An 18,390-nucleotide genomic window follows, 5' to 3' on the forward strand; every position below is an offset into this window, starting at 1 on the left:
TCTCTGTGTCTACCGTTTTCCATCGCTGCAGTTGGCGGCATCAATGGCGATCACGGTCAGCAGTCCGATCAGTTCATCATCCTGGCAGGCATAATCGATCACATACGTGTCACCCCAATGGAAAGGCTCCTTCCGGATATGCATGATGGGACAGCATTCCTGATAGACGTCATAGTCCCATTCCAGAAAGTCTCCCTCCACTCTCCAGTCATTGTAATCAATCTCGTATTTGGGTTTAAACAGTGCAAAGCGCTTTTGTATACTTCCCAGAACCCTGCCGCCTGTTATCAGCTCGAATCTGGGCATGACCGTCATCAGCTTCTCTCTCACCATACCCACTTCCTCACCGGTGTCGTGACGATAAATATGGATCTTGTGGCCAATAGAAAGAAACTCTCCTTTTACAAAATATTTTGGCGTTCCGTTCTCATCATATACATCATAAGTATCCGTCCAGGAAAACACTCTCTGTTTTATCAGTAATTTCATATATCCTTCCTCCTTTACCATTCAACCAGCACAGCACCCCAGGTAAGCCCTGCTCCGAAACCTGACAGGACAACCTTGTCCCCTTTTTCTAATTTGCCCTCACGGTTCATCTCATCCAGCAGGATTGGAATACTGGCTGCCGAGGTATTCCCGTGCCGCTCCAGGTTCATGGGGAATTTCTCCTCATCCTCCTTCAGCCTTTTTGCCACAGACTGGATAATCCTGCTGTTGGCCTGGTGCAGAACATAATACTTGATCTCCTCTTTTTCTATTCCTGTTTTCTCAAGTACCTGCATGATACACTCCGGTACCTTCTTCACTGCGAATTTGAACACAGGCTGTCCTTCCATGGCTACATAGTCCGTCTCCTGTATGCCCGGCACCAGTACATTTTTCATCTGGCGGGCACCGCAGGTGAGAACCTGGTCACCTCTGCCGTCTGACCACTGGACCATATCCACAAACCCGGTCTCATCAGCTCTTACCACAACAGCACCCGCTCCGTCCCCGAACAGCACGCATGTACTCCTGTCTTCCCAGTTCAGCAGCTTTGACAGGGTTTCCGCTCCGATTATCAGGGCATTTTTATAAACTCCGCTCTTTATATACGCCTGAACTGTACTCAGTGCAAATACAAACCCGGAGCAGGCCGCACTCAGATCGAATCCCACAGCATGAGAGGCGCCTATGGCCTTCTGCACCTGGCAGGCAGTGTTTGGAAAAAAAGAATCCGGCGTACAGGTAGCCACTATGATCAGCTCCACATCCTCAGCATCCATGTTGGCATTCTCCAGTGCTTTTTTCGCGGCACGGCATGCCAGTATTGTTGTATTTTCCTCTTTTGCGATTCTCCTCTCCCGGATTCCGGTCCGGGTGGAGATCCATTCATCGTTTGTATCCACAACCCTGGATAAATCATCGTTCGTCACAATATTTTCAGGAACTGCACTGCCTGTTCCGGCTATCCTTGCTACCATACTCTTCCTACCTCTTATTCTATCATATTTTCACCGGATCCTATCCGGGAATTCCTTTATGCCTTCAAATAGTTTGATAATCAAATCTTTTCTTTCAAAGTATACTAAGAAAGAGGCCGTTTGTCAACTACACAAACGGCCTCTGGCCTTCTCACTCGTCTTCTTTATATATTTTCTGGATTTCCTGGGAGAGTTCCCGGCTCAGATCATCCAAGTCAATTCCCGTTCCCACACCACTGTATGAGGAATGATCCAGTTTCGGTCTGGTATTATAGTCCTGTTCCCGCAGTTTTGCCATATCGGGGATTTCTCTTGTCTTTTCTCCCGGCTCCTCTGTCTGCCTGCGGAGTGTCTGACTCTGGCTGCCGCTTCCCTGGCTGCCGCTCCCGCTTCTTTTGCTCCCGGAAGGGGCCCGCCCGGATGATGTATTGCCGCGGCTCTTCTCTGTAGTCTTATAAACAGTCTTCTTCTTTGTCTTCTTTTTTCTGCCCGGCAGCGAAGGAAGGCTGAATTTCCTCTTTTTCCGGTTAAACAAAGGCTCCCTGCTGCTCCCTCGTCCCTGCTTTTTCTCCCTGTTCCGAAGAAGAGGGGCCGCCTGCACCGCAATCCCCAAAAAAGCCAGGATCAGACCCAGAAGCCAGGTCCCTGCACCGCCGTCTTTGCCTGTCATGGAAAACAGGATCCTGATCGCGCCCAAACCACCGCAGATTCCCGTAATGCCGATGATCACATACTCCTCATAACCGATAGCCATGGTAGCGGCAAAGATTCCTATGGCAATGCAGATGATCCTGCCGGTATTTGTAGGTGCGCTTAGAAAAGAGTTTGCCAGCGCATACACCAGGCCCGCACAAAGCACAAAAATTCCCAATTTATAGAAAACCCAGGCAAGCAGGCCAAGCACCACTGCACCGGCTATTCCTGCAATTACCGCGTACTTTGCCTCATGAAGAAAATAATATCCCGCGATTCCGCCTCCCGCGGCACCGATCAAAAGTCCAAGGATACTGCCCCAAATCTTTCTGAGCTTATATCCCATGAAACAATTCAGCAGTGCAAAAACAAGCCCTGCCAGCATAATTCCCGTCGTATACTTTTCCGTAACATTCCCATACTGGGAAGTTACAATGTTTAAAATATCTGCCGGATTCATATTAATCACCTTACCCCTTATCTGAAATGTATTTATTTGTAACGCTTTACGTCTGTTTCCTTCCTGATACTGCCCAAAGGCCCCGGACAAGTAAAAACCACTCTCTCCCCTGATACCGGATTTTACTTTTGTTTTAAATACACGTTTTTAATATACTTCAGGGTATCTTTCTCCCCTTTTTCCGCCAGCATGCGCAGCAAGAACTCCAGATCCTCATTGGTCTTCTCATGCACAAACCAAAGCCGGTCCCTGCTCATCAGAAAATAAGCCAAAGGTGCCTGGTCCGTATAGGTTCCGGGATTATAGACCCTGGAAGCACTGATCCGGTCCATGACCATCTCTGCGATATATCTCCTGGGCATGGGAACGCCCTGTATAACGGTTCTGCAGTCCACACCATAGTCCACCCAGTGTTCAAAATGGTGCTTATTTCTTCCATAATGATGGATCCAGGAAGTGGACAGCCCTGTGGCCTCCCGCTCCGCATTGTTGGGGCTTCTGTTTCCCTGATAATACCTGCATCCCACGGAAAACTCCGTCCAGGAATATTTTGACAGGTCGTGCAGAAGACCCTGCCGGTACAGACCTATTTTAAAACAGTAGCGCATGACCAGCAGCTTATGGCTGGTAATTGTCTTGAAATGTGCCCATATATGCATTACGCTGTTTCCTGCTTTCCGATTAATATTGCAATGGTTCTGGACGGCACCTCCACAGCTCTTTTTCCTTTTCCTTTCTGCTTTGCCGTCTTCACATCTTCCTCTGTAAATACCTTTCCTTCCTGCTTGCCAGTGCTCACCACGAATTTCCACACAGCCCCTTTCGGCAGATTGGGGAGTGCAAAGTCATGGGGCATCCAGTGCAGATTGTAGGCTACAAACAAAAACTCTTTCTCCTGCCTGCCGTAGTCTCCGCAGTACATCATGCCCAGATGCCGCAGATTTCTCTCACAGGGCGCGTACCAGGCCTGCGCTCCATGATAAGACAGATCAGGATAACCAAGTGCCCTGTAATCCACGCCTTTCAGCTCCTCCTGCATGTGCAGGATATAATATTTCTTTCTGAAAGCAATGGCCTCTTTCACAAATTCGTATAATTCCTGATTGGATTTAAAGGCATTCCAGTCCACCCAGCCGATCTCATTGTCCTGACACCAGGCATTATTGTTGCCCCTCTGGGAATTTCCAAACTCATCGCCCTGGAAGATCAGAGGCGTTCCCTGGCTTAACAGAAGGAGCAGAAATGCGTTCTTAAGCTGCTGCAGCCTCAGCTCCCTGACCGTTCTCTTCCTGGTTGGCCCCTCCGTCCCGCAGTTCCAGCTGCAGTTATACTCCATGCCGTCCCTGTTGTCCTCACCATTGTCCTCGTTGTGTTTTTCATCATAGGACACCATATCCATCATGGTGAAGCCGTCCTGGTCCGCCAGATAATTGATGATTCCCGTCTCTTTTGGGTTTCTGCGGTTCCGGTAAATGAAATCTTCCAGCATGTTCTCATCACTTTTCAGCAGATGGCGCATGCAGTAAAGAAATCCTTCATTGTACTCTGCCACATTCTTATAGGCAGGTTCTTTTCCCTGGTAAAGGTATCCGCCGTCCACATCATGAAAAAAGAGCTTCGTCCTGGAAAGCAATGCATCCCTCACCAAAACCTCCTGGCAGATGCCGCTCCCCATGAGATGAAAACCATCCACATGGTACTGCATCTTCCAGTAATGCAGAATATCCAGCATAGCGGAAGGGCTGACAGAGCCATCAAAGTAGAATTCCATCAGGCATTCCATCCCGGCTTTATGAAGCGCATCCACCAGATGGGAAAATTCCCGCACAGGGCGGTCCGTAGCACAAAAAGATGCCTTAGGCGCCAAATAATTGGCCTCACCTGTATATCCCCAGCAGTTCACCTGCTTTGGCACGCTGCTTGGATAGGTAAAGGAGGGTTCTCCCCGCCTCCCGGTGCTTCGCACTTTTGCTGTTTCCCTGTAGTCATAAGCAGGCATTAAGAGCACTGCCGTGGCCCCCAGGTTTTTCAGATACTCTATCTTCTGCTCCAGTCCCTTAAATGTTCCTTTTAAACGCACTCTGGAATTTTTCTGCATGGTATATTCCCGCACCTGCAGCTTATAGATAATGGTATCGGCCAGGGAAGAGGGCTTAAAATCCTCATCCTGCCATCTGTATTTGTCTTTCCGGAAACCACACCGGATGATATCCGGATTTTCATTCTGTTCCTGGCCGAACGGCCCTGTACCGGACAGATAGACCGCATAGGGGTCCTGTATCACTTCATTTCCGATACGGTAATTATACTCATAGCGGTCCGGAGAAATGCCTTCCACACAGACAGAGATCAAATTTCCTATCTTTTTCTCATCTGTTAGTGCAATCTCCTTCACCGGCTCTTTCTCTCCTGTATGATACAGAAGCAGAAATGCCTCCTCCCCATGGGGGATGGAAACCGTAAACTGATATCCCTTATCTGTCCTGGCTACTCCCGGTTTTCCCGGATATACGGGCAAAGCTTGTATCTCCTTTGATGCCTCGTCACTTCTCTTCATCAAGCTGTCCACCTCATTTCAATTTCTCCTGCTCCGAACACAGGACCTCCATCCTGTCATGTACTGCCGGTGCATCCTGCTCATCTGTCATGGTAATAATGGTATCGCTGGCCATTAGTATGGTACGCCCCTTTGGGATCAATTCCACACCGTTTCTCTGCACTGCCACCAGAAGGCAGTTTTTCGGCCATTCAATCTGCTGCACCATTTTATTTTGCAGTTCACAGTTATGGCGTACCACAAACTCCTGCAAAATCTTCTCCCCTGTTTTCTCCGGAACCGGTTCGCCCCGCTTTCTCAGCAGATTTTCCAGCAGGCTCTCATAAATGGGCTGTGATTTCACAGCCGTTGCCACCAGAAAGGCCACAATAGACACCAAGGACAGGGACAGCATCTGGCTGACACTGCCTGTCATCTCAAAGATCAGGATAATACCTGTAATCGGCGCCCGCACGATAGCTGTAAAATACCCGGCCATTGCAAGCATGATCAGATTGTTCAGATAATCCGGATCAAGGCCCAGGTACTGCACCGCAAATGTTCCGTATGCCCCGCCGATCAAAGCCCCCAGAACCAGCAGCGGAAAGAAAATGCCACCCGGTGCCCCGGAGCCAAAGGAGACGGCGGAAAATATAAGTTTCATCACAAACAGCAGAAGGATGGTTTTCAGCATCACATTGCCCTCTGTGATAATATCAATAATATTATGTCCGCTGCCCAGGATTTCCGGCATGATAAAGCCCAATGCCCCAGCCAGCAGAAACGGAATGAGAAGCCTGGTCGTCTCAGCTCTCTTCCCCTTTATTTTTCCAAACAATGACTGGGAAAAAAGCGTCATCTTGTTATAAAAAGCTCCCATCAGTCCCAAGATGATCCCCAGCACAATAATATGTCCGTAATACTTAGCCGGAATAGAGCCTGTTATCTCAAACTGAAACACAGAACGGAATCCCAGAAATCTGGAAGATATGTAATCTGCCGTGATGGATGCTGTCATGACTGACACCAGCACAGACACGGAAAAATTCTTGTGGATCTCCTCCAGAGAAAACATGACACCAGCCAGCGGTGCATGGAATGCAGCGGAAAGACCGGCACTGGCACCGCAGGTCAGCAGGAACTTTTCCTCTGTCTTGCTCCTGTCCAATATTTTCGATACTGCCTTCCCCGCCATGGCTCCAATCTGTATGGACGGGCCTTCTCTTCCCAGGGACAGCCCTGCGAACAATGACAAAAAGCCGCCCAAAAATTTTGCAGGCAGCACTCTCCACCAAATCTGATTTAATTTTCCTGCCATCTCTCCCTCCACCTGCGGAATACCGCTCCCGGAGATAAATGACTCATATTTTACCAGACGCCCCACAACACAGGCCAAAATAAATAATACCAAAAACCAGCCCCCTGCAACCAGGGGATATTTTCTTCCGTAATCAAGGACCATGTTCATGCCCCTGCCCGCGTACTCCAGCAGTACCCGGTACAAAAGGACCACAAGTCCGGCCACAATTCCCACCAGAAACCCTTCTGCTGTCAAAATAGACTTAAAATGCTCTGCTCTCTTAATCACATAGGAAGTGTCCCGCTTCACAATGATTCCTCCCTCTTTGGTACCTCGTCTTATGCGAAAGACTACCCGTAACTGATCCGTATTTTCACAGTTACAGCTATTCTCATTATACGTGTGCCCCCATAAAATTGCAATCGCCAATTCGTAACTGTTGCAATCTTTTCCTTAATCTGATAGTATGAAAGCAGTCCAAATGCGGTGCAGAGCCGTATTTGGAAAACTGAGAGGTAACTGTAAAACCACGTGACAGTTACACTGAGAGAAAAGAAGAGAGGTATCACATATGAGTGAAGAAACATTCACAGCAAATATCGGCGGCTGCGACCCAAGTGACTGCGCTTCCTGCAGTTCTGACTGCCAGAGCGCCGGCAAAGGTTCTATCCCAAGAGTTCCGAACCCGACCATCAAGCTGACCCTTGAGGACAATACGGTTCTGGAGTGTGCCGTACTCACCACTTTCCCTGTGGAGGACTTCGGTGAGTTCATTGCTCTCGTTCCCCTTGACAAAGACGGCAAGAGCACATCCGGGGAGACCTATCTGTTCCGTTATGCAGAGGATGGGGACGGCAACCCTGTTGTAACTAATATTGAACGGGAAGATGAGTACATGGCTGCTGCTGAGAGCTTCCATGAATTTATCGCCAATCTTCCGAGTGAAGAGGATACAGAAGAAGAGTAACGGCAGTGGCGGGGGAAGTGAAACCGGTATCCCCCATCTGTAAAATTACCGGGTTTGGATTGAACGAAGCGGAGGAATTGCCATGCATGATTTTAAGATCTGGGACAGCCATGTGCACCTGTTTCCCCCTGAGATTTATCAGAACTGGGAGAAATACGCTGCCAGGGATAACTGGTTTGCCCTTCTCACAAAAAAGCCGGAAAACGGCAAAGGAACAGAAGAGGCCTGGGCCAATGCCGAGGAAGCCTTGGAATGCGCGGACAAAGCCGGTATTTACGGCTTTGTTATGCAGGGCTGGTATTGGAATGATGAGGGCCTCATGACCATGCACAATGATTACATGGCTGATATGATGAAACGTCATCCCCACAGGCTGAAAGGTTTTCTTTCCATCAACCCAAAGTTCCGTGAAAAGGCTATCGCTGAGATTGAACGTTGTGTAAAACTGGGTTTTACCGGCATCGGTGAACTGGGACCGGGTGGAAATGGATATGATTTTGAGGATCCTGATCTTATAGATGTGCTGGAGTGCGCGCAGCACTATGGCCTTACTGTATGTATTCACTGCGGGGAACCGGTGGGACATGCCTATCCCGGCAGGGACTTTACCAGCCTAGCTCCTATCCCCGCACTGGTGAAGAAATATCCTGATCTAAAGCTCATTTTGGCCCATATGGGCGGCGGACTTCCTTTCTATGAAATGAATCCCAAATACAGCGGGAAATTCAAAAATGTCTGCTACGACACAGCCGCGAATCCTCTGCTGTATAATATCCGCAGTTTTCGGGCTGTCATCTCCATGATCGGAAGTAAACGTCTGCTTTTCGGAAGTGATTTTCCGCTGCTGCTCTATCCTTCCAAATGCAGGGAAATGGATATTTCCATGTTTGTGGAAGATATCAAAGAACATGCCGGGCTTACACAGGAAGAGTGGAATGATGTGATGGGTGACAATCTGATACGTTTTTTATCATAGGCGGACCTAGAAGTATTACAGCCAGCCGGAGGATAGCTGAAGAATCCTCCGGCTGGCTTTTTTTATGCCTGTTTCTGTGTCATGCTTTGCAGCTCTTTAAGCCGCTCCAGCGGAATGCCTGATCTCTCTGATACCACCTCGGGGGGGCAGAATATCAAGAAAACTCACGGCCGCCTTTTCCATTCCTTTCCGTTTTCCCCGCCTTTCTCCTCTTATTTCTCCTTCCCGTTCTGCATCCTCGGTCAGCATACTATATAGCCACGTCATACTAAGCACCTCCTTGATCTCTTCTAACTCCTCTTTTTCCAGGAATTTTTCTGCCAGTGTGTACAAAACAGATTCTGTCTTCTTTACTTCCCTTGTAACCTTCTGGCCTGCGGTAAGCCGGAAAGCCCGTTCAATCCTGTCTTTCTGAGGGATCTCCCCTCCCATCAGAGGTAGCAGGGAGAGCTTCGCCAAATCTTTTCGCGACAGCTTTCTGCCCTGTCTCTGTTTTCCCTCCAGCTTTCTTAAAAGTCCGTCCCCATCTTTTTCAGACAATATCACAGGGACCACCTTATAAGTATTTTTACCACACTTCATACTTGTGACAGGATGTTTTACCTGACCGCTGTATATAACATAGGTCACAACATCAATCCCAAACTGATAGCTGATAATACTCTCATAAAGCCGGAACCGCCTCATATCCTCGATTCCTCCGTCTCTGCTCTGAAACTCCAGATGGCCGCAGGAACCATCCTCCAGGATCAGGTTAAGATCCTCATAAAATTTTTTCAGTTCCAGATGGACACTCTCTGTGGGCGCTATCCTTATTACCTTCTGTTTTACGCCCACCATAGGAAACAGTTCCTTGGCAAAAAAAGACACGGCAGTCTTCATGGCCTTGTCTTCATGCTCCGAATGGACAGGAAACTTTTGCTGTACACCGGACCTGGATTTTTTCACGGTACCTCCTTACAGGTACTCTGAAAAAGCATCCGCTTACACCAATATCACAATCTCTGTATCTGTAAACATATACAAATACATTGCAGGTCCTCTAATGATACTATAGCAAATTAATACTTTGCAGACAACGGTTTTACCATAATTTTTTTTATTTTTTTGGAAATTTTGTCCTGAACAGGACGTAATAGATTTTTATATGAAAATTGAAGAAAAGTATAACAAAGCGGATAATTTATCAGAGAATACCGCTGTCCGAAAAAGCCGGCCTTGCAAAAGCAGATGCCCGCTGCAAATATGCATGCTGCATCTGCTGTATTTAGAGTATACAAAAAAAACCGAAAAAAAGCAAGCCTTATTTTCCAACAGTACCGACACAAAACCATCCGCGCATTCCGATGGGCTGCGTTCCTGTGCCGGCACTTTCCAAAATCCTCCAGGCCAAACCATCCTGTGATCTGCCCGGAGTCAAAGCGTGTCTGAAAATACATTCCCGTACTCTGCACGCCTCACTACAGACTTGGAATCTCCACCTGTATGTCCACATCCTTGCTGTAATCCACATTGTCAAAATGGAAACCGAACATATGATAGAAATCTTCCCAGTATCCTTCAATATCAGAAAGTGTCTCCACATTCTCTGTATCCACCTCTTTCCAGCAGTCCATCACCGCCCCCTGTACCTGAGGTGCCAGTTCCCAGTCATCCATGCGGATGCGGCCCTGTTCATCCGTGGGAATCTCTCCGGCAAACAGCTTGTCATGAAACAGCCGGGAAATCTGCTCAATACATCCCTCATGTGTTCCCTGCTCTTTCATTACTTTATACAGAATGGCAAAGTAAAGGGGCACAATGGGAATCGCTGCACTGGCCTGTGTTACAAGGGCTTTGTTCACGGAGATATACGCCCGGATTCCCGGATGCTTTTCCCGAATCCTGCCTGCAGTCTCTGTGAGATGCTTTTTTGCCTGTCCGATGGTTCCCTCAGTATAAATAGGATAGGTAAGCTCCGGCCCAATATAGGAATAGGCCACAGTCACCGCATTCTCAGCCAGCACCCCTGCATTTGTCAGAGCGTCCATCCAGTCCATCCAGTCCTCGCCGCCCATAACTTTGATCGTACCTTCCAGCTCCTCATCATTGGCTGACTCTACCGTCTTGGTTACAATGGTATTGTTTCTTAGATCCAGGCTCTTCTCCGTGAAAGCTCCTGTTGTGGTCTTCAGTGTGGAGGACCATGTTTTATTGTCCGCAGTTGTCCTTCTTGGGGCTGCCAAACTGTAGATCACCATGTCAACCTGGCCCAGGTCCTCTTTTATCATCTCAATTGCCTGCTGCTTTACTTCTGCTGAAAAGGCATCTCCATTGATGGATTTTGCGTAGAGACCTTCCTCCTTCGCCAACGCTTCAAAAGCAGCCGTGTTGTACCAGCCGGGTGTGGCTGTTCTCTTGCCATTGGACGGTTTTTCAAACATGATGCCAATGGTAGCTGCCTGACATGCAAAAGCTGCCGTAATCCTGCTTGCCAGCCCGTATCCTGTGGAAGCACCGATTACCAACACCTTTTTCGGTCCGCATACCTGGCCTTTTTCCTTCACATATGCGATCTGTCTTTTTACATTTTCCTTACACCCTTCCGGATGTGCTGTTGTACAGATAAATTCCCTTACCTTAGGTTCAACGATCATTTCTCTATCCTCCGACTTTTTTATTCCCGCGAGCAACGAGCCAAGCAGCCATGCTTGCATGGATATTTGGCGTCTGCCGCGAGGGTCAAAGACCCCGCAGCTGTGCTGCGTTACAAGATTGATGCCCCGTCAGCTTGCTGCGGGGTCTTTGACTATCTGAAAGCAGAGTTTTCGCTCCGCACAAGGACCGCCTGCCCTCTGCCTGACAGGACAGCGGCACTGACCCCTTGCCTCTCCACTTACTTTTATCTTCTAATAGTTTGATTACCAAAGTATATTATCATAAATGCAGGTGAAATGCAACCCGGTAATTTAATTCTGGAATGTGACGCACATTTTGCGGAAAGCAATATTCAAAAAAATACTGGTTCCCATTGACAAAACGACATTCATGTCGCATAATAAAAAGCAACACATGTGTCGCAAGTGAGGTAAAATATCCTATGGGAGCAAAAGGTGAAAAAACAAAACAGCTAATCTGCCAATGCGCATTTTGTCTGTTTGCAGAAAAAGGGTTCAAAGATGTAACTATGAAGGATATCTGTGAAAGAACAAAACTCAGCCGGGGCGGGCTTTACCGCCACTATGAAAGCACTTCACAGATCTTCCTGGAAATTGTCAAAGTGCTGATGGCCAGCCAGCAAAACGAATTTGAAGAGAAAATAAAAGCAAAGGTTCCCGCACGTGAGATCCTTTATGACGTCCTGGAGCGCTATGAAAATGAAATGACTGACAGTGAGCATTCTCTCAGTATTGCCATCTATGAATTTTTCAGCAGTCCTTCCATGGCCAAGAGCAATAACTCTATCCGGCAGCAATATGAAACATCAAAAGACATGTGGACTGCTCTCATCCGCTATGGGATACAGACCGGAGAATTCTCTTCGGTGGACCCGGAAGCGGTATACGACCTGATCGTGTTTTCTTATCAGGGAGTCCGCATGTACAGTAAACTTATGGAGATTGATGATCGTATTCCCAAAGGGATCACCCGTCAGATCAAAACGCTCCTGTTAAAAGACCCGGCTGGCTGCTGACCGGCTGTCAGGTACTGTAACTACAAATATATATAAATAGAAAGGGGAACACATGGAAACCGTATTTTATAGAAATGAACTCCCGGGACAGGCCTTTATCAATCCCACGGATACTGTCCACCGGGTGCCGGGATTTCCCAAACTTTGCGTGTCCACATACTCCGAAAAGATCATCCGACACATGGCTGCCCTTGACGGTGTGGAGATCATTGCACATCTGTATACAGCCAATGGACGTAATCCAATTTATAAAATTGTCTATGGCGGCAGGGAAATTGCTTTTTATATGTCTCTGGTAGGTGCTCCTGCCTGCGTATGCGGTTTGGAGGAGGTGGCTGCCATGGGTGCAGAGAAATTTGTCTTCTTTGGATGCTGCGGTATCCTGGATGAGGAGGCCGCACAGGACCGAATCCTTGTTCCCACCGGGGCTGTCCGTGATGAGGGGACCAGCTACCACTATCTCCTCCCGGATAATGAGATCCAGTCTGACAGCCACTCTGCAGAAATATTAAAGGGCTGTCTTGAAAAATGCGGATACCCCTATGTCTGCGGTAAGATCTGGACAACAGATGCCATATACCGGGAGACACCGCCACAGATAAAAGCCAGGAAAAACCAGGGCTGTATTGCCGTAGATATGGAATATTCCGCTCTGCTGGCCGCTGCACAATTCCGTAATCTGCCGTTTATCCAGTTTTTCTACGGGGCAGACAGCCTGGACAATCCCACCTGGCAGCCCCGCGATCTGACCGACTACGGACTTTCCGGGGCAGATAAATACATGGCCCTTGCTTTTGAGTGCGCTCTGGCTATGTAAACTTTCCCTTTTATATTTGACATCTGCATTCTGAAATATTAGAATAAAAGAAAATGCAGTGTTCAATCCGGTAAAACCCGGCAGGCTGCGCAGGTTATTGTGCAGTCCTGAACAGAAAGGGAATACAATGACGGATAGGGAAAAAATCACCCAGGTTTTCTATGATTATGAGGATGGCGGCCTTGTTTCCGCGGACCTGGATAAAGTTATGAGATGCCTGGACAAAGATCTCATAGGCATTGGAATTGGGGAACAGGGATTTGTCACTTCCTTGGAGGATGTGCGTCAGGTTTTTTTGAGCGGAGTCAAAAACGCTCCCGGCATAAAGCATTCCCTGTCCTTTGAACATATACATATCCTGATCCATGAGGAAGGGTTTGCCAACCTCTGTGCAAAGGTGATCGTCCGGGCCCAAAAGGGGGATGAACTTACCACCAGCCAGTTTCTCCAATTCCTGACCCTCATCCGCAGGGGCGAAGAATGGAAGATCTGCGGACTCCACGCTTCCTCCCCAGTGGTAACCGAGGAGAGCGTGGAAGCATATCCCCTGAAATTTGCGGAAAAGACCCTGCAAAGCCTCAAAGAAAAAATCGGTGAGGAGGCTTATCTGGCAGAGGAGCAGTATCGTCAGGCTGTATTGGCCGACACCATTGCCTTTTACATCATAAATTTTTCTTTGGATCTTTTTGAAAAATGCCAGCTCAATGGGGAACTCTGCGCCTTTGTAGAGCCGGGAACTCCCTATGAGCAGTTTCTATCTGATCATTTACCTCTTTATGTCATGGAGGAAGACAGGAAGATTTTCCTGGAGACCCTGTCTCTTCAAAATGTTATGGATGCCTTTGCATCCGGGAAAAAAGAACTTAACTGCGAATATCGTTTTCTGTGCCCTGACGGTTCCGTACTTTGGATGGTGACCATTGTAAGGCTCATAACGGATGTGGCCACAGGTGACAAAAAGGGGATCATGTATGTCAAGGATATTGATGCCGCCAAGCACAGGGAATTGGATATGATCGCAAAGGCTGACAGGGATGTGATGACCGGTGTTTTCAACAAATCGGCCTTTATCGGCTCTGTCTCCTCCCTTCTTTGCGATAGGGAAGCACATGCCTTCGTCATGCTGGACATAGATAATTTTAAAGCCATCAATGACACCAACGGCCATCCGGCAGGGGACCAGGTCCTCATAGCCATTGCGGGCATTTTGAAAGACACCTTTTCCGCCGACGGCATAGTAGGACGCCTGGGTGGTGACGAATTTGCAGCCTTTACTCAAGGTTTCCGGTCACAAGATGACTTGCGGAATCGTCTGGAACATGTTTTGGAACAGATAACGAAAATAAAACCATCCGGAATGACTCTGTCAGTTGTGACTTGCAGCATCGGTGTAGCTCTTAGCAGTGACACCTTAACCATTGAACAGCTTTACAAGCGTGCAGATGACGCTCTGTACAGAGCAAAACAAAATGGAAAAAATCAGATTGCATTCTACAGCTGCAGATAATAATAATATATGGCATATAAAATAAAAACCTGCTTCTTTTGTGATCAGCCCCATGTCAAGCAGACATGGGGCTGATCACATTTGGGAATGATATGATACCCCTTAAGTAGACAAGGTAAATGACCAAAATCTACTTAGGGGGTATTTTATATGCTTTTCAAAATTGCAGAAAACTATTATTTCGTTGTACTGCCAAAACCTCCGTTACGGACTTCACATACATCATCATCCACGGTGATCCCATACTCCACGAAAATCCCCTGCGCAAAGCCGGTACCTGCCTCCACGTTTACGGTCTTTCCTTCATTGGAATCATTGGTGATCTTCACGAAAATATGGCCTTCATTATCTGAATAAAAGTAGTCGCTGTCAATAACACCAACCGTATTATTGAGCTGCAGGCGGTACTTGAATCCCAGACCGCTTCTGGGATACAGCTTAAGCACCCATCCCTCATCCATCTCAGCGCGCACCCCTGTGGGGATCTTCATGGTCTCACCCGGTTTCAGTTCAAAGGAAAGGGGGCTGTAGAAATCATATCCTGCGCTTCCTGCGGTAGCTCTTTTAGGAAGCTTTATGCTGTCATATACTGCCTCTGTCTCCGCCTCTGACACCTGGCCAAAGGTATCCTTCCATCCTTCTGCAAACTGTTCTCTGCTCACTTTATGAAATTTCGCGATTCTTCTCATTGTCATCTCCTGTATGTTGTTTTTTATTTACTCTGCGTGCAGTATTACATTTCCCTCTTTCAGGGACCTCTGTACGTCAATGACCCTCTGGTTGGAACTTCCCTTCCATTTCAGGGCAATATCTTTCTTCTCTGTGACAAATTTGCCGTCCACCAGCACATCCAGATATTGAAGTATCTCTTTTTCCCGGAGTTCCTCCCACAGATATCCTGTGTACAGCCATATGGTCCTGGCTGGAAACTTTTCCTTTATTTCTTTCGCCAATGCTGTCACTTCCGGCACATTTTGAAAATACAGAGGGTCACCTCCGGAAAATGTGATCCCGGATATGTAATCCTTGCTCAATTGTTCAAAAACCTCTTCTTTTGCTGCCTCGTCAAAAATAAGGCCATTTCCAGAATCCCAGGTGATGGGATTCTGACAGTCCTTGCAGCAGTGAGAGCAGCCGGATACCCATAAGACTACCCGCAGGCCGTCCCCGTTTAACATGTCATCTTTTGTAATATTATGATATCTCATGAACTTTCCCTCCAAAAGCATACAGCGGCGTCTGACAGGCCGCACGCATCCTGACACATGTACTGCGCCTTCCGCGCATAAAAGGGGAGAACCGGCGGCCCGGATACAGGCGGCTTGGCTCTCCCCTCACTATTTTTGAATTACTGTGCGTCCTTCGGCACGTCCTTGATGCTGAAGCTGATCCTTCCCATCTTGTCCTTGCCCATGCAGATTACCTTCACCTTGTCTCCAAGTGTCAGGACATCCTCAACACGGTTGATTCTCTCTTTGGCTATTTTGGAGATATGAACCATACCTTCTTTGCCGGGAGCGAATTCCAGGAATGCACCAAAGTCTTTGATGCTTACAACCTTGCCTGTATAAATCTGGCCTTCCACAAAATCTGTGGTGATGACCTTCACATAGTGAAGCGCCTTATCCATCATCTTCTGGTCTGTACCACAGACAGAGACAGCACCGGTATCATCAATGTCAATCTTAACACCAGTCTCATCAATGATCGCATTGATGGTCTTTCCTCTCTGGCCTACCACATCACCAATCTTCTCCGGATCGATCTGGATCTGGATGATCTTCGGTGCATACTCATTCACGTGGTCTCTCGGAGCCGAAATACATTTTTCCATAACTTCTGTCAGGATGTACTCTCTGGCTTCTTTTGTTCTGGCAATGGCCTCCTCGATGATCGGTCTTGTCAGTCCGTGGATCTTAATATCCATCTGGATCGCTGTGATACCGTCATGTGTACCGGCCACCTTGAAGTCCATATCTCCGAAGAAATCCTCAAGACCCTGGATGTCTGTCAGTACAATATAATCATCATCTGTGTCGCCTGTCACCAGTCCACAGGAGATTCCGGCTACTGTTTTCTTGATCGGAACACCTGCTGCCATCAGAGACATGGTGGAAGCACAGATACTTGCCTGTGATGTGGAACCGTTGGACTCGAAAGTCTCAGATACGGTACGGATCGCGTACGGGAACTCCTCTGTTGTGGGGAGTACCGGCACCAGGGCACGTTCAGCCAGTGCACCATGGCCGATCTCACGGCGTCCCGGTCCTCTGGAAGGTTTTGTCTCACCTACGGAGTAGGATGGGAAATTATAGTGGTGCATGTAGCGTTTGCTGGTCTCAAACTCATCCAGTCCGTCCAGTCTCTGTGCCTCGGAAAGAGGAGCCAGAGTTGTGATAGTACAGATCTGTGTCTGTCCACGGGTAAACATAGCGGAACCGTGTACCCTGGGGATCAGATCTGTCTCTGCTGCCAGAGCACGGATCTGTCTGATGTCACGGCCATCCGGACGCTTGTGGTCCTTCAGGATCATTTTACGGACAGTCTTTTTCTGGTACTGGTAAACAGCATCAGGAAGCAGTGCCAGCCACTCTTCATTATCAGCAAAGGCCTCTTCCAGCTTTTCTGTGATCACACGGATGTTGCCTTCTCTTGTCTGCTTATCATCTGAGAATACAGCTTCTTCCATGGCTTCCGGTGTGACAATTTCCTTGATCGCCGCAAACAGTTCTTCCGGAACCGCACAGCTTTCATAGGTATGCTTTTCTTTTCCGCATTCAGCCACGATCTTATCAATAAATGCGATGATCTCACGGTTCACATCATGAGCCATGAAGATTGCCTCGATCATCTTGTCTTCCGGGATCTCGTTGGCTCCGGCTTCGATCATGATGACTTTTTCTCTTGTGGATGCAACGGTAAGCTGCAGGTCTGAGACATCCTTCTGCGCAAGTGTAGGATTTACGATCAGCTCTCCGTCTATCATTCCGATCATAGTTGCAGCACAGGGGCCGTCAAACGGAATATCGGAAATACAGGTTGCGATAGAAGAACCCAGCATAGCAACCACCTCAGGGTTACAGTCCGGATCAACAGACATTACCATATTGCTCAGAGTAACGTCATTTCTATAATCTTTAGGGAACAGAGGACGCATAGGACGGTCAATGACACGTGAAGTCAGGATCGCATGTTCGCTGGCCTTTCCCTCTCTCTTGTTAAATCCACCCGGGATTTTTCCAACTGCGTATAATTTTTCTTCGTACTCAACACTCATAGGGAAAAAGTCAATTCCCTCTCTTGGTTTGTCGGAAGCTGTTGCTGTAGATAAAACGGTGGTATCACCGTAATGCATGAAGGCTGCGCCGTTCGCCTGCTTTGCCACGCGGTCAATCTCCACCGTCAGGTTTCTGCCTGCAAGTTCCATGGTAAAACTCTTGTACATATTATATCTCCTTTTCGTTCTTCGGCGTTGCGCTGTCCGAAACAACTGAAAAATGCACTTCCAAAATAAGCCGGGAAATACCCTTTTCAGTGGTCTCGGTTCCAGTATCTTCGCCGTGATAAAATGGGGCGGAAAACTCCGCCCCTAGGTTTGACTGATTATTTTCTAAGACCTAACTTCTCGATCAAAGCACGGTATCTCTCAATATCAGTTTTCTTCAGATAAGCAAGTAAACCACGTCTCTGACCTACCATTTTCAGAAGACCTCTTCTGGAATGATGATCTTTGTGATTTGCCTTTAAGTGCTCTGTCAGTTCCTCAATCCTTGCTGTTAAAACTGCAACCTGCACTTCCGGTGAACCTGTGTCACCCGGTGTTCTTGCATATTCTGTCATGATAGCTTGTTTCTTTTCTTTAGAAATCATTGTATGTTCCTCCATATTTTTTTATAATCGCCTCTGATTAAGAAACGGTCGGAGTTTCCAATTCCTGAATCAGGGCTGTGCTCATACTTGTTTAGTATAGCATAACAACCTATAATTGTAAAGTA

Annotated in this window: 18 protein-coding genes; 6 read left to right on the plus strand and 12 right to left on the minus strand. The window is 47.7% G+C overall.

All coding sequences use genetic code 11. The features are described 5' to 3' along the window. Positions 1 to 9: 9 nt before the first annotated feature. The 6 genes from CI595_RS00440 to CI595_RS00465 form a co-directional block, all read right to left on the minus strand. Positions 10 to 489, minus strand: a complete 480-nt coding sequence (locus CI595_RS00440) for an LURP-one-related/scramblase family protein (RefSeq protein WP_095170608.1) — start codon at positions 487 to 489, stop codon at positions 10 to 12. A 14-nt stretch (positions 490 to 503) separates the two neighbouring features. Further along, positions 504 to 1,466 (minus strand): beta-ketoacyl-ACP synthase III, encoded by a 963-nt coding sequence (locus CI595_RS00445; RefSeq protein ID WP_095170610.1) that lies wholly within the window; start codon positions 1,464 to 1,466, stop codon positions 504 to 506. A gap of 151 nt (positions 1,467 to 1,617) precedes the next feature. Continuing rightward, complete coding sequence (locus CI595_RS00450) at positions 1,618 to 2,619, minus strand: ABC-2 transporter permease (RefSeq protein ID WP_147737675.1); 1,002 nt, start codon at positions 2,617 to 2,619, stop codon at positions 1,618 to 1,620. A gap of 122 nt (positions 2,620 to 2,741) precedes the next feature. Next, positions 2,742 to 3,278: a DUF5662 family protein gene (locus tag CI595_RS00455; RefSeq protein WP_095170614.1), complete on the minus strand. Its 537-nt coding sequence runs from the start codon at positions 3,276 to 3,278 to the stop codon at positions 2,742 to 2,744. Continuing rightward, positions 3,278 to 5,176, minus strand: a complete 1,899-nt coding sequence (locus CI595_RS00460; protein ID WP_243135070.1) for an alpha-amylase family glycosyl hydrolase — start codon at positions 5,174 to 5,176, stop codon at positions 3,278 to 3,280. Before CI595_RS00460 ends, CI595_RS00455 begins: the two co-directional genes overlap by 1 nt. Before the next feature lie 13 nt (positions 5,177 to 5,189). Beyond that, positions 5,190 to 6,764 (minus strand): ClC family H(+)/Cl(-) exchange transporter, encoded by a 1,575-nt coding sequence (locus tag CI595_RS00465; protein WP_095170616.1) that lies wholly within the window; start codon positions 6,762 to 6,764, stop codon positions 5,190 to 5,192. A gap of 262 nt (positions 6,765 to 7,026) precedes the next feature. Between CI595_RS00465 and CI595_RS00470 the strand changes: the two genes are divergently transcribed. Beyond that, complete coding sequence (locus CI595_RS00470) at positions 7,027 to 7,422, plus strand: DUF1292 domain-containing protein (protein ID WP_095170618.1); 396 nt, start codon at positions 7,027 to 7,029, stop codon at positions 7,420 to 7,422. Positions 7,423 to 7,504: 82 nt separating this feature from the next. Continuing rightward, a complete protein-coding gene (locus tag CI595_RS00475; protein ID WP_095170620.1) occupies positions 7,505 to 8,398 on the plus strand; it encodes an amidohydrolase family protein in 894 nt (297 codons plus the stop codon). A 96-nt stretch (positions 8,399 to 8,494) separates the two neighbouring features. On the opposite strand, the gene CI595_RS00480 is transcribed toward CI595_RS00475, so the two are convergent. Then, complete coding sequence (locus tag CI595_RS00480) at positions 8,495 to 9,346, minus strand: hypothetical protein (protein WP_095170622.1); 852 nt, start codon at positions 9,344 to 9,346, stop codon at positions 8,495 to 8,497. A 199-nt stretch (positions 9,347 to 9,545) separates the two neighbouring features. Between CI595_RS00480 and CI595_RS25930 the strand changes: the two genes are divergently transcribed. Continuing rightward, the gene (locus CI595_RS25930; protein WP_147737676.1) at positions 9,546 to 9,803 is read left to right on the plus strand and encodes a hypothetical protein; all 258 of its coding nucleotides are present in this window, start codon (positions 9,546 to 9,548) and stop codon (positions 9,801 to 9,803) included. 55 nt (positions 9,804 to 9,858) lie between these two features. On the opposite strand, the gene fabV is transcribed toward CI595_RS25930, so the two are convergent. Beyond that, positions 9,859 to 11,034 (minus strand): enoyl-ACP reductase FabV, encoded by a 1,176-nt coding sequence (gene fabV, locus CI595_RS00490; protein ID WP_095170626.1) that lies wholly within the window; start codon positions 11,032 to 11,034, stop codon positions 9,859 to 9,861. 443 nt (positions 11,035 to 11,477) lie between these two features. On the opposite strand from fabV, the gene CI595_RS00495 reads away from it, so the two are divergent. The 3 genes from CI595_RS00495 to CI595_RS00505 all read left to right on the plus strand — a co-directional run bounded on the left by CI595_RS00495 (position 11,478) and on the right by CI595_RS00505 (position 14,395). Continuing rightward, positions 11,478 to 12,071 (plus strand): TetR/AcrR family transcriptional regulator, encoded by a 594-nt coding sequence (locus CI595_RS00495; protein WP_095170628.1) that lies wholly within the window; start codon positions 11,478 to 11,480, stop codon positions 12,069 to 12,071. A gap of 52 nt (positions 12,072 to 12,123) precedes the next feature. Next, complete coding sequence (locus tag CI595_RS00500) at positions 12,124 to 12,888, plus strand: nucleoside phosphorylase (RefSeq protein ID WP_095170630.1); 765 nt, start codon at positions 12,124 to 12,126, stop codon at positions 12,886 to 12,888. Positions 12,889 to 13,015: 127 nt separating this feature from the next. After that, positions 13,016 to 14,395, plus strand: coding sequence for a diguanylate cyclase domain-containing protein (locus CI595_RS00505; RefSeq protein WP_147737677.1), 1,380 nt, complete (start codon positions 13,016 to 13,018; stop codon positions 14,393 to 14,395). Positions 14,396 to 14,571: 176 nt separating this feature from the next. Here the strand turns inward: CI595_RS00505 and CI595_RS00510 are convergent, their stop codons facing one another. The 4 genes from CI595_RS00510 to rpsO all read right to left on the minus strand — a co-directional run bounded on the left by CI595_RS00510 (position 14,572) and on the right by rpsO (position 18,265). Further along, entirely contained in the window at positions 14,572 to 15,084 is a 513-nt protein-coding gene (locus CI595_RS00510; RefSeq protein WP_095170634.1) for a dCTP deaminase/dUTPase family protein, read from the minus strand. 27 nt (positions 15,085 to 15,111) lie between these two features. Continuing rightward, on the minus strand, positions 15,112 to 15,603 hold the full coding sequence (gene nrdG / locus CI595_RS00515) for an anaerobic ribonucleoside-triphosphate reductase activating protein (protein WP_095170636.1): 492 nt from the start codon (positions 15,601 to 15,603) through the stop codon (positions 15,112 to 15,114). 140 nt (positions 15,604 to 15,743) lie between these two features. After that, positions 15,744 to 17,840, minus strand: a complete 2,097-nt coding sequence (locus CI595_RS00520; protein WP_095170638.1) for a polyribonucleotide nucleotidyltransferase — start codon at positions 17,838 to 17,840, stop codon at positions 15,744 to 15,746. 158 nt (positions 17,841 to 17,998) lie between these two features. Then, positions 17,999 to 18,265: a 30S ribosomal protein S15 gene (gene rpsO, locus CI595_RS00525; RefSeq protein ID WP_095170641.1), complete on the minus strand. Its 267-nt coding sequence runs from the start codon at positions 18,263 to 18,265 to the stop codon at positions 17,999 to 18,001. Positions 18,266 to 18,390: the final 125 nt, after the last annotated feature.

Origin of the sequence: Blautia hominis, from assembly GCA_002270465.1 — a bacterium.
Lineage (GTDB): Bacteria > Bacillota > Clostridia > Lachnospirales > Lachnospiraceae > Blautia > Blautia hominis.